Annotated in this window: 13 protein-coding genes and 1 pseudogene; 6 read left to right on the forward strand and 8 right to left on the reverse strand. The window is 69.1% G+C overall.

Annotation, left to right across the window (positions count from 1 at the left end):
* Positions 1 to 131: 131 nt before the first annotated feature.
* Genes ACODR1_RS15125 through ACODR1_RS15145 form a run of 5 tightly spaced genes read left to right on the forward strand, consistent with a single transcriptional unit; the run spans position 132 to position 4,224 of the window.
* Complete coding sequence (locus tag ACODR1_RS15125; RefSeq protein ID WP_488881186.1) at positions 132 to 1,475, forward strand: peptidylprolyl isomerase; 1,344 nt, start codon at positions 132 to 134, stop codon at positions 1,473 to 1,475.
* Positions 1,472 to 2,473 (forward strand): 4-hydroxythreonine-4-phosphate dehydrogenase PdxA, encoded by a 1,002-nt coding sequence (gene pdxA / locus ACODR1_RS15130; RefSeq protein WP_488881187.1) that lies wholly within the window; start codon positions 1,472 to 1,474, stop codon positions 2,471 to 2,473. Before ACODR1_RS15125 ends, pdxA begins: the two co-directional genes overlap by 4 nt.
* 42 nt (positions 2,474 to 2,515) lie before the next feature.
* Complete coding sequence (gene rsmA / locus ACODR1_RS15135; protein ID WP_488881188.1) at positions 2,516 to 3,349, forward strand: 16S rRNA (adenine(1518)-N(6)/adenine(1519)-N(6))-dimethyltransferase RsmA; 834 nt, start codon at positions 2,516 to 2,518, stop codon at positions 3,347 to 3,349.
* Between the two features lie 52 nt (positions 3,350 to 3,401).
* On the forward strand, positions 3,402 to 3,806 hold the full coding sequence (locus tag ACODR1_RS15140) for a response regulator transcription factor (RefSeq protein ID WP_488881189.1): 405 nt from the start codon (positions 3,402 to 3,404) through the stop codon (positions 3,804 to 3,806).
* Positions 3,807 to 3,825: 19 nt separating this feature from the next.
* On the forward strand, positions 3,826 to 4,224 hold the full coding sequence (locus tag ACODR1_RS15145; RefSeq protein WP_488881190.1) for a response regulator: 399 nt from the start codon (positions 3,826 to 3,828) through the stop codon (positions 4,222 to 4,224).
* 118 nt (positions 4,225 to 4,342) lie between these two features.
* Here the strand turns inward: ACODR1_RS15145 and gmk are convergent, their stop codons facing one another.
* The 8 genes and pseudogenes from gmk to fabD form a co-directional block, all read right to left on the reverse strand.
* Complete coding sequence (gene gmk, locus ACODR1_RS15150) at positions 4,343 to 4,999, reverse strand: guanylate kinase (protein WP_488881191.1); 657 nt, start codon at positions 4,997 to 4,999, stop codon at positions 4,343 to 4,345.
* Positions 4,989 to 5,870: a YicC/YloC family endoribonuclease gene (locus ACODR1_RS15155; RefSeq protein ID WP_488881192.1), complete on the reverse strand. Its 882-nt coding sequence runs from the start codon at positions 5,868 to 5,870 to the stop codon at positions 4,989 to 4,991. Before ACODR1_RS15155 ends, gmk begins: the two co-directional genes overlap by 11 nt.
* A 2-nt stretch (positions 5,871 to 5,872) precedes the next feature.
* A complete protein-coding gene (mltG, locus tag ACODR1_RS15160) occupies positions 5,873 to 6,961 on the reverse strand; it encodes an endolytic transglycosylase MltG (protein ID WP_488881193.1) in 1,089 nt (362 codons plus the stop codon).
* Positions 6,962 to 6,971: 10 nt separating this feature from the next.
* Entirely contained in the window at positions 6,972 to 8,252 is a 1,281-nt protein-coding gene (gene fabF / locus ACODR1_RS15165; protein WP_101717381.1) for a beta-ketoacyl-ACP synthase II, read from the reverse strand.
* A gap of 175 nt (positions 8,253 to 8,427) precedes the next feature.
* Positions 8,428 to 8,667: an acyl carrier protein gene (locus ACODR1_RS15170; RefSeq protein ID WP_007672577.1), complete on the reverse strand. Its 240-nt coding sequence runs from the start codon at positions 8,665 to 8,667 to the stop codon at positions 8,428 to 8,430.
* Positions 8,668 to 8,828: 161 nt separating this feature from the next.
* Complete coding sequence (fabG, locus tag ACODR1_RS15175; RefSeq protein ID WP_101712922.1) at positions 8,829 to 9,569, reverse strand: 3-oxoacyl-[acyl-carrier-protein] reductase; 741 nt, start codon at positions 9,567 to 9,569, stop codon at positions 8,829 to 8,831.
* A gap of 34 nt (positions 9,570 to 9,603) precedes the next feature.
* Positions 9,604 to 9,740: pseudogene (locus tag ACODR1_RS15180) on the reverse strand (hypothetical protein); the annotation flags it as partial.
* Positions 9,712 to 10,656, reverse strand: a complete 945-nt coding sequence (fabD, locus tag ACODR1_RS15185; RefSeq protein WP_488881194.1) for an ACP S-malonyltransferase — start codon at positions 10,654 to 10,656, stop codon at positions 9,712 to 9,714. The pseudogene ACODR1_RS15180 and the gene fabD, both read right to left, overlap by 29 nt.
* 161 nt (positions 10,657 to 10,817) lie before the next feature.
* On the opposite strand from fabD, the gene ACODR1_RS15190 reads away from it, so the two are divergent.
* Entirely contained in the window at positions 10,818 to 11,354 is a 537-nt protein-coding gene (locus ACODR1_RS15190) for a peroxiredoxin (protein ID WP_488881195.1), read from the forward strand.
* Positions 11,355 to 11,463 lie beyond the last annotated feature (109 nt).

Raw genomic sequence — 11,463 nt, forward strand, 5'->3', positions numbered from 1 at the left:
CGGGCGTCCGCACGCGTCCCCGTGACGCAACCAGACGTGACCGCCCGAGGCCTGCCGGAAGGTCGTCGCGTCAAAGACATTGAAATCGAGACCGGCCGGCCAAGCCGGGCTCCAGAGGAACGACACTACCCATGCGGTCTGCGCGTAGCGTGACGACTTTTGCGGCCAGCGCCGCGTCCATCCTCGCCCTGACCGTGGCGGGCCTTCCCGCCCAGGCCCGTCAGGCCGCGCCGCTGGTCGACGCCCCGCCGGCGGCCGCTGCCGAGCCTCGCGCCAATCCGCTGTCGGAAAGCGTCGCGGCCGTGGTCAACGACGACATCATCTCGTCGTACGACCTGATGCAGCGCATGCGCCTGCTGATGGTGACCTCGGGCCTGCAGCCGACGCAGGAAAACCTGCCCCAGCTGGAGCAGGAAGCCCTGCGCTCGCTCATCGACGAACACGTGCAGATCCAGGAACTGCGTCGCGTCGAGCGCGAACAGAAGATCACGATCATCTCGACCGACAAGGAAGTCGACGAGGAGATCGCCAGCATCGCCCAGGGCAACAAGATGACCGGCGAGCAGTTGCTGGCGAGCTTGGCGGCCCAGGGCGTCAGCGCCGACACCTGGCGCGCCCAGATCCGCGCCGAGAGCAGCTGGCAGAACTGGATCAGCGGCCGCTACGGCTCGCGCCTGCGCATCGGCGAAGACCAGATCAAGGCCTTCCAGCGCCGCCTGGCCGATTCGGCCAGCAAGCCGCAGTACCAGGTCAGCGAAGTGTTCATCGACGCCGTGCGCGTCGGCGGTCCCGAAGTGGCGCTGAACGGCGCCCGCCAGCTGGTGGGCCAGATGCAGCAGGGCGCGCCGTTCGCGGCCGTGGCCCGTCAGTTCTCGGCCGCCTCGACGGCCGCCAACGGCGGCGACGCCGGCTGGGTGAGCCCGGGCGAAATGCCCGCCGAGGTCGACGCGGCGCTCGAACAGCTGCGCCCCGGCCAGCTGTCGGCCCCGATCCCGGTCAAGGACGGCGTCTACATCGTCTATCTGCGCGACAAGCGCTCGGGCGCCAAGGCGACCCTGGTCGACCTCAAGCAAGTGGCCGTCGGCCTGCCCAAGGACGCTCCCGAGGCCGACGTCCAGGCCGCCACGGCCCTGCTGGCCGGCCTGAAGCCCAAGCTGACCAGCTGCCAGACCCTGGAAGCCGAGGCCGGTAAGGTGAACGGCGTCGTGGCCGGCGACCTGGGCGAAGCCGAGATCGGCGATCTGGCCCCGTCGTTCCAGGAGGCCGCCAACGCCCTGAACGTCGGCCAGGTGTCGGATCCGATCCGCACCGATGCTGGCCTGCACCTGATCGCGGTATGCGGCAAGCGCCAGTCGGGCGGCGGTGCGCCGTCTCACGACCAGATCGAAAATCGTCTTAAGGGTCAGCAACTTGCGCTGATCTCCAAACGTTACCTGCGAGACCTGCGCAACTCCGCCACCATCGAGACCCGGTGAAGACAGACACCCTGGCCCTGAGCGTCGGCGATCCCGCCGGCGTCGGGCCCGAAATCATCGCCAAGGCCTGGGCGGCGCTCCGCGAGAGCGGCCCGGTGTTCATGGCCGTCGGCGACCTGCAGAGCCTGGCCGCCGCCGGCGGCGGGGTGAAGGTCAGGGCCGTCACCGGCCCCGTCGAAGCGGCCCAGGTGTTTTCCGAAGCCCTGCCTGTCCTTGACCTGCCGCTGCTGTCGCCAGTGGTGGCCGGCAAGCCCTCCAGCGCCCACGCCGGCCAGATCATCCGCTGGATCGAGACCGGGGTCGGCCTGGCGCTTTCGGGCGCCGTGGCGGGCCTCGTCACCGCGCCGATCGCCAAGGCCCCGCTCTACGAGGCGGGCTTCAAGTTTCCCGGCCACACCGAGTTCCTCGCCGAGCTGACCGCGCCGGCGCCCTTCGAGGGCGCGCGCGGGCCGGTGATGATGCTGACCGCCGGCGACCTGCGCGCCACGCTGGTGACCATCCACCAGTCGGTGGGCAGCGTGCCGGCCGCGCTGAGCGTCGAGCGCATCGTCGAGGCGGGCCTCGTCACCGCCCAGGCCATGAAGACCGATTTCGGGATCGCCGCGCCGCGCCTGGCCGTGGCCGCCCTGAACCCCCACGCCGGCGAAGGCGGGGCCCTGGGCCGCGAGGAAATCGAGACGATCATCCCGGCCGTCGAGGCCTTGCGCGCTCGCGGTGTCGACGCCCGCGGCCCGGCGCCCGCCGACAGCCTCTTTCACGCCGACGCCCGCGCGACCTACGACGCGGTGCTGTGCATGTATCACGATCAGGCCCTGATCCCGGTGAAGATGCTCGACTTCTGGGGTGGCGTGAACGTGACGCTGGGCCTGCCGATCGTGCGCACCTCGCCCGACCACGGCACCGGCTTCGACATCGCCGGCCGCGGGATCGCTCGCCCCGACAGCCTGATCGCCGCCATCCGCCTGGCCGCCGACATCGCCGCGCGGCGCAACGCCTAGAGCCGGCTAGGCTTTCGAGGCTTTTGGCTCTAGAGGGAGGCGATGACGTCCCCTTCCCTCGCCGACCTGCCGCCGCTGCGTGAGGCGCTCGAGCGCCACGGCCTACTGGCGCGCAAGAGCTTCGGCCAGCACTTCCTGCTCGACCTCAACATCACCCGCAAGATCGCGCGCCTCGCCGAGGTGGGCGAAGGCGACACCGTGATCGAGGTGGGCCCCGGTCCCGGCGGCCTGACCCGGGCCCTGCTGGAGACCGGCGCCAGGGTGGTGGCGATCGAGAAGGACAGCCGCTTCCTGCCGCTGCTGGGCGAGATGGCCGACGCGGCCGACGGCCGCCTGACCCTGGTCGAGGGCGACGCCCTGCGCGCCGACATGGCGGCGCTGACGGACGGCGGCCCGGCCCACATGGTCTCGAACCTGCCCTACAACGTCGGCACCCAGCTGCTGATCAACTGGCTCACCGGTCCCTTCCGGCCGCTGTCGATGACCCTGATGTTCCAGAAGGAGGTCGCCGACCGCATCGCCGCTCAGGACGGCGACGACGCCTACGGACGCCTGGCGGTGCTGTCTCAGACGGTCTGCAGCGCCAAGGTGGTCATGGACCTCCCGGCCCGCGCCTTCACCCCGCCGCCCAAGGTGGCCTCGGCCGTGGCGCGTCTCGTGCCGCTGGACCCCGCACCGGACAAGGCCCTGGTCTCCGCCCTGGAGCGGGTGACGGCGGCGGCCTTCGGCCAGCGCCGCAAGATGCTGCGGTCCAGCCTCAAGCCGATCGGCGGCGGCGCGCTGTGCGAGGCGGCGGGCATCGACCCCGACGCGCGGGCCGAGACGATCCCGATCGAGGGCTTTCAGGCTTTGGCCGCGGCGCTGCTGAAGGTTTAGGGCGGCTCGACCACGGCTTGCATTCGCGAGCGGGTGGAGGAATCTTCACCACATGCAGCCCGCGCCTGAGCAGCAACATCTGGTCCTGGTGGTCGACGACGACCCGCTGGTGACCGAGTTCGTCAGGTTTCGGCTGGAAATGGAGGGCTTCGCGGTGGAGGTCGCCCACAACGCCGAGGACGCCTTGGCCGCCGCCCTGCGCCGGCCGCCGCACCTGTTCCTGCTGGACGTCGCCATGCCCGAGATCAACGGCCTGACGCTGCTGCGCCGCCTGCGGGCGGAAAAGCGGTTGAAGGCCGTGCCGGCGATCATGATAACCGCCTCGGCCGAGGGGGCGAACGTCAAGGCGGCCGTCGAGGCCGGCGCGGTCGGCTATGTTCTCAAGCCCTTCTCCGTCACCGACCTGCTGGCGCGGGTGAGGACGGCGACAAAGAATCAGTCCCGCGTCTGGTTGTGACGCGTCCCCGGAGTTGCGCATGACGTCCCGCCCCCTGGCCCTGGTGATCGACGACGACCCGCTGATGCTGGAGTTCGTGTCGACCGCGCTCGTCGATGGCGGCTTCGACGTGGAGACCGCCGAGGACGCCCAGCGGCTGCTGGCCGACGTCCAGGACCGCCATCCGGCCATCGTGTTCCTGGACGTGCGCATGCCTGGCGAGACCGGTATCGAGGTTCTGCGCCGCCTGCGGGTCAGCGACTGGGGCCGCGAGGTGCCCGTGGTGATCATGACCGGCGAGCGGCGCCTGGACCGCGTGGTCGAGGCGATGAGCGCTGGCGCGACGACCTACATGATGAAGCCGTTCACGCCCGTGCAGATCGTGCTGCGGGCCCGCGAACTGATCCAGCCGCGCGAGAGCGGCAGCTTCCATTACTGAGTGGGGGTGAAAACCTCGCCCTTCGACAAGCTCAGGGTGAGGTTTTCAGTCGCCCGATCCACCAGTGATCCTCATCCCGAGCTTGTCGAAGGACGAGGATCACGCAGGACGTCGCCCCTCAGATATCTTCCGCCAGCAGGTCGTCGACCAGATCGCCGATCCAGGGGTTGCGCGAGCGCTTCTGGCGTTCGGCGTGATAAATGTGGGCGAGGTCCGCATAGGCCTTGTCGAAGTCGTCGTTGAGCACGACGTAGTCGAACTTCTCCCAGGCGGCGACCTCGTCCTTGGCGCGCGACAGGCGGCGGGCGATGACTTCCTCGCTGTCCTGGCTGCGGGCGTGCAGGCGGCGGCTCATCTCGGCCAGCGACGGCGGCAGGATGTAGACCAGCACGCTGTCGGGGCCGGCCTGCTCGTGCACCTTCATGGCGCCCTGGAAGTCGATGTCGAACAGCACGCTCTCGCCGCCCTCCAGCGCTTCCATGATCGGGGCCTTGGGGCTGCCGTAGTAGTTGCCGTAGACCTCGGCCCACTCGAAGAAGGCGTTCTCCTCGATCATCTCCTTGAACTTGTCCTTGGAGACGAAGTGGTAGTCGCGGCCGTCGTGCTCGCCGGGGCGCGGCTCGCGGGTGGTGGCGCTGATCGACAGGTGCAGGTCGCCGTGATCGGCCACCAGGCGGCGCGTCAGCGAGGTCTTGCCCACGCCCGACGGAGCCACGACCATCAGCAGGAGGCCGCGGTGCTTGCGCCCGCTCTTCTCGGCCGGGTTATTCGACATTCTGAACCTGTTCGCGAAACTGTTCGATCGTGGCCTTCAGCTCGAGGCCGTGGGCCGTCAGCGCGGTCAGCGCCGACTTGCTGCAAAGGGTGTTAGCCTCGCGCATGAACTCCTGCGAGAGGAAGTCCAGGCGGCGGCCCGAAGCGCCGTCGCTGGCCAGCAGGGTGCGAGCGGCGGCGACGTGGCCGGCCAGGCGGTCGAGCTCCTCGCGGACGTCGGCCTTGACCGCCAGGGCGGCGGCTTCCTGCAGGATGCGCTCCTGCGAGGCGCTTTCGCCCAGAAGTTCGGCCATGCGGCGCTCGAAGCGCTGCTTGAGGATGGCCGGCTGGCCCTCGGCCTCGGCGGCGGCGAGGCCCGTCAGGGTCTCGATGCGGTCGACGAGGCCCGCGAGCACGGGCGACAGCGAAGCGCCCTCCTCCAGCCGCGCGACCTTCAGGCCGTCAAGGGCCTGGTGGATGCTGGCGGCGATCGCCGCTTCGAGGGCGGCGCGGGCCTCGGGATCCTCGTCGTCCTCGCGGACCTCGATGACCCCGCGCAGGGCCAGCAGGCCGTCCAGACTGGGCTTGCCGACCATGCCGGTCGCCACATAGGGGCTGCCGGCCTTGAGGTAGCGTTCCAGCACCTCGACATTGACCTGAGGCGCGGCCGCGGCCTCGGCCTTGCGGACCTGGACGCCGAGCGTGAGCTGGCCGCGCTGGAAGCGGGCCTGCGCCCCGTCACGGGCGGCGCGGTCCAGACTTTCGAGGCCCGGCGGCCCCCGGAAACGGGTCTCGAGGTTGCGGCCGTTGACACTGCGCGCCTCGACGGCCCAGCTCCAGTCGCCCAGAGCGCCCTCGACGCGCGCGAACCCGGTCATGCCCGACAGCGCCATGGTCAGTTCCCTGCTGCTTCCGAAGCCTTGGCCTCGCGCTCGATGCGACGCCATTGGGCGACGTTGCGCTCGTGCTCTTCGTAGGTCCTGGCGAAGACGTGGCCGCCGGTGCCGTCGGCGACGAAGTAGAGCTCGTCGGTCTTGGGCGGGTTCATCACCGCCGCCAGGGCCTCGCGGCCCGGATTGGCGATCGGCGTCGGCGGCAGGCCGGTGATCTTGTAGGTGTTGTAGGGCGTGACGGTGTCGAGTTCCGAACGACGCAGGCCGCGCCCCAGCGGCCGGCCGCGGGTGATGCCGTAGATCACCGTCGGATCGGTATCGAGACGCATGCCCAGGCGCAGGCGGTTGGTGAACAGCGCCGCCACGCGCGGACGCTCGCTGGCCAGGGCCGTCTCCTTCTCGACGATCGAGGCCAGGGTGACGGCCTCGTCCTTGGTCTGGAACGGCAGGCCCTGCTGGCGCTGCTCCCACAGGGCGTTCAGCACCTTGTCGCGGTCGTCCATCATCCGTTGCAGGACGGCGGCGCGCTCCTCGCCGCGCTCGACCTGATAGGTCTCGGGCAGGACGGCGCCTTCCGGCGGGGTCGGCACGTCGCCGACCAGGACCGGCGAGCGCTGCAGGATCTCGACCACCATTTCGGAGGTCACGCCCTCGGGCACGGTGACCTGGTGGCGCACCACCTTGCCGTCGCGGACCATGGCCAGGACGGTGGAGAGCGAGGCGCGATTGGGGAATTCGTATTCGCCGGCCTTCAGCCGCCGCGCCGCGCCGGTGACCTGGGCGGCGGTCAGGAACAGCGACGAGGAGTTGATGGCGCCGCCGGCTTCCAGGGCCCCGGCGATTTCCGAGACGCTGGCGCCGCGGCGGAGCACCACCGAGGTGTATTCGCCGTTCTTGGCCTTGGGGCCCGGCCCGCTGTAGAGCCAGACAGCCCCGCCGCCGACGGCGAGCGCCGCGACCGCCGCGACCACAAGGCCGCCGCCGGCCATGGCGGCCAGGCGACGTCCCAGGGTGGCGGTCTCTCGCTTGCGAGCCTTCGACGCCCGCTTGGGCGCCGAGGCCTTCTTTTGCGGACGCGGCGGCTTGCTCACAAGACTTGGCTCACGAGATTTTACGGAACACGACGGAGGCGTTGGTGCCGCCGAAGCCGAAGCTGTTGGACACGGCCACGTCGATCTTCATCGGCACGGCCTTGTGGGGCGCGAGGTTCATCGGCACGTCGACATCGGGATTGTCGAGGTTGATGGTCGGCGGCGCGATCTGGTCACGGATGGCCAGGATCGAGAAGATCGACTCGATGGCGCCGGCCGCGCCCAGCAGGTGGCCGGTCATCGACTTGGTCGACGACATCACCACGTTCTTGGCGTGATCGCCGAGGAACGCGGCCACGGCGCCGGCTTCCAGGCCGTCGGCCATGGTCGAGGTGCCGTGGGCGTTGATGTAGTCGATGTCCGAAGGCTGGAGGCCCGCATCCTTGACGGCCGCCGCCAGGGCGCGACCGCCGCCTTCGCCGTTCTCCGACGGAGCGGTGATGTGATAGGCGTCGCCCGACAGGCCGTAGCCGACCACTTCGGCGTAGATCTTCGCGCCACGGGCCTTGGCGTGCTCGTATTCCTCGAGCACCAGGACGCCGGCGCCTTCACCCATGACGAAACCGCCGCGATCCTTGTCGTACGGACGCGAAGCCTTCTCGGGCGTGTCGTTGAAGTCGGTGGCGACCGCGCGGCAGGCGATGAAGCCGGCGATGCCGAGCTTGCAGACGGCCGCTTCCGCGCCGCCGGCGATCATCACGTCGGCGTCGCCGTACTTGATGAGGCGCGCGGCGTCGCCGATGGCGTGGGCGCCCGTGGCGCAGGCCGTGACAACGGCGTGGTTAGGACCCTTGAAGCCGTACTTGATCGAGACCTGGCCCGAGATCAGGTTGATCAGGGCCGAGGAGATGAAGAATGGGCTGACGCGACGCGGGCCCTTGGCTTCCAGCTCCAGCGCGGTGTCGGCGATGCTCGACAGGCCGCCGATGCCCGAGCCGAGGATGACGCCCGTGCGCCACTTCTGCTCGTCCGTCTCGGGAACCCAGCCCGAATCCTTCACGGCTTCGTCCGCGGCGGCGATGCCGTACAGGATGAAGTCGTCGACGCGCTTCTGGTCGCGCGGGCTCATGGTCTGGTCGGGGTCGAACGAACCTTCGACGTCCGGACCGCCACCGCCACGACCGTCGACGCGCGGCACTTCGCACGCGACCTGACAGGCATAGTCGGTCGGGTCGAAAGCGGTGATGCGACCCGCGCCGGACTTGCCGGCCACGATGTTCTTCCAGGACACTTCGACGCCCTGGCCCAGAGGAGTCAGCAGGCCCAGCCCGGTGACGACGACTCTACGCATGGATTGCTCCCAAACCTTCCGACGCGCCGGCCTGGACGAAAGGCGAAAGCCCTAGGCCAGGTTGCGGCGCGAATCTTGGCCACATACGAAAACCGCCGCGCGCACGATGGCAATAGCCCGTGCTGCGCGGCGGCTGATAGTCTTGTTCGCCCGTAAGGGTACGAACCCGACGCCCTTAGGCGCCGGTCTTTTCCGTGATGAACTTCACGGCGTCGCCAACCGTCTGGATGTGCTCGGCGGCGTCGTCCGGAATTTCGATGTCGAATTCTTCTTCGAACGCCATCACGAGCTCGACGTTGTCGAGGCTGTCGGCGCCCAGGTCGTCGATGAAGCTGGCCTTCTCGGTGACCTTCTCGGGATCGGCATCCAGGTGTTCGATGACGATCTTACGCACGCGCTCGAGAATGTCGGACATTCTGTTAGTCCCTCGTTTTGAAATCTGTTTACCCCCGGACGGTATGAAATCTGTTTCACCGTCCGTGAGATGTCGGGTCACCGCCTATCACGTTCCTTTTCGGGTGACCAGCGGGTCAGCCGCCAAGAAGCATGGCCGTTGTGGACCAAGGCGGCGTTCGCCTAGATCATGGCCATGCCGCCGTTGACGTGCAAGGTCTGACCGGTGACGTAACCGCCCTGATCGCTGGCCAGGTAAACGCAGGCGGCGGCGATATCGCTCCCCTCGCCCAGCTTGCCGGCCGGAATGGTCGACAGGATGCCGGCCTTCTGCTGGTCGTTCAGGGCGTCGGTCATCGGGCTGGCGATGAAGCCGGGGGCGACGCAGTTGACGGTCACGCCGCGGCTGGCCAGTTCCTGGGCCAAGGCCTTGGAAAACCCGATCATTCCGGCCTTGGAGGCCGCGTAGTTGGTCTGGCCGGGGTTGCCGGTGACGCCCACGATCGAGGTGATGCCGATGATGCGGCCGGCGCGGCGCTTCATCATGCCCTTGGCGGCGGCGCGAGCCAGGCGGAAGTAACCTTCCAGGTTCACCTTGATGACGGTGTCCCAGTCCTCGTCCTTCATGCGCACGATCAGGCCGTCGCGGGTGATGCCGGCGTTGGCGATGACGATGTCGAGCGGGGCGCCGGCGGCTTCCTCGGCCTTGGCGACCAGGCCGTCGACCGCTTCCGCGTCCGAAAGATTCGCCACCACGAACGAGGCGCGCTCGCCCAGCTCGTTCTTCAGCTCGGTCAGCGCCGATTCGCGGGTGCCCGAGAGCACGACATGGGCGCCCTGGCCGTGCAGGGCGCGGGCGATGGCGCCGCCGATGCCGCCGGTGGCGCCGGTGACGAGGGCGGTCTTGCCGGTGAGGTCGAACATTCTCAGGTTTCTCCGTTCGGAGGGATTGGGAGTGAAACCCTCGTCCTTCGACAAGCTCAGGATGAGGATTTCAAACGGATCGCCGCGCCAGTCGTCCTCACCCTGAGCTTGTCGAAGGGCGAGGACGTGGCAAGGCGGAAGATCAGAGCGAGGCCGCGAAGGCTTCGAGATCGGCGGGCGTGTTCAGCGGGGTGGCCTCGGCGTCCGGAGCGATGCGCTTGGCCATGCCCGACAGCACCTTGCCGGCGCCGGCCTCGGCGAAGCGGGTGACGCCGCCCTCGCCGGCCAGCCAGGTCATGCTTTCACGCCAGCGGACACGGCCGGTGACCTGCTCGACCAGCAGCTTGCGGATGACGTCCGGGTCGTGGACCGGGGCGGCGGTGACGTTGGCGACCAGCGGCGCGCGCGGGGCCAGGATCGTGGCGGCGGCCAGGGCGGCCGCCATCTCGTCGGCGGCCGGCTGCATCAGCGGGCAGTGGAACGGCGCCGAGACGTTCAGCGGAATGGCGCGGGCGCCCAGTTCCTTGGCCTTCTCGATGGCCTTGTCGACGGCGGCCTTGGCGCCGGAGATCACGACGTTGCCGTTGTTGTTGTCGTTGGCCACGACGCAGACGCCGACTTCCGAGCCGGCGGCGGCGGCGGCTTCGGCCAGGGCGATGTCGGTCTTGGGACCGATCAGCGAGGCCATGGCGCCCTCGCCCACCGGCACGGCGCGCTGCATGGCCTGGCCGCGCAGCTTCAGAAGGCGCGCGGTGTCGGCCAGGCTGATGGCGCCGGCGGCGGCCAGGGCCGAGTATTCACCCAGGCTGTGGCCGGCGACGAAGGCGGCGCGGTCGACGCCGACGCCGAATTCCTTCTCCAGCGTACGGGTGACGGCCAGGCTGACGGCCATCAAGGCCGGCTGGGCGTTCTCGGTCAGGGTCAGGTCGCCCTCGGGACCTTCGCGCATCAGTTGGAACAGTTTCTGGCCCAGGGCGTCGTCGACTTCCTGGAACACCTCGCGGGCGGACGCGAAGGCCTCCGCCAGCTCGACGCCCATGCCGACCGATTGGCTGCCCTGTCCCGGGAAGATGAAGGCGATGCTCATGACGGCCCGCTCCTCTAAGATTCAATGTCTTGGGCGCGGAGGGTTAGGGGAAAGCCGGTGACTGGGCAAGCCGGACCGCTGTTTTGCCGATACTTGCTTTCCGTTGGGGCACGTCCACATTGCTGGCCACGCCGCATCCAAGGCCCCCCGGAGTCGCCAAGATGAACCGCCCCGCCCTCGCCGCCTGCCTGCTCGCCCTGGGCTTCGCCGCCGCCTCGCCGGCCCTGGCCGCCCTCAAGCCCGGCGACAAGGCCCCCGACTTCACCGCGCCCGGCGCCCTGGCCGGCAAGGACTTCGAGTTCAAGCTGAGCAAGGCTCTGAAGAAGGGGCCGGTGGTGCTCTATTTCTTCCCGGCCGCCTACACCTCGGGCTGCACGGCCGAGGCCCACGAGTTCGCCGAGGCGACGCCCGAGTTCGAGAAGCTCGGCGCCACCGTGATCGGGGTCACCGGCGGCAACGTCGACCGGATCAAGGACTTCTCGAAGGAGCACTGCCGCGACAAGTTCGCGGTGGCCGCCGCCAGCCCGGCCCTGATCAAGGACTACGACGTCAAGCTGCCGCTGAAGGACAACATGTCCAACCGCACCTCCTACGTCATCGCGCCGGACGGCAAGATCCTGCTGGCCTACAGCGACTTCAACTTCCAGGGCCACGTGAGCAAGACCATGGAAGCCGTGAAGGCCTACAAGAAGAAGTAAGCGGCAGCGCTCCCCTCATCGTCATCCCGGAAGCCGCACAGCGGCTATCCGGGACCCAGGGGGACTGGGCGCGGCGCTCCGATCAAGCGACCCACGCCACGGCCGGCGC

The organism is Caulobacter sp. FG7 (assembly GCF_057808875.1).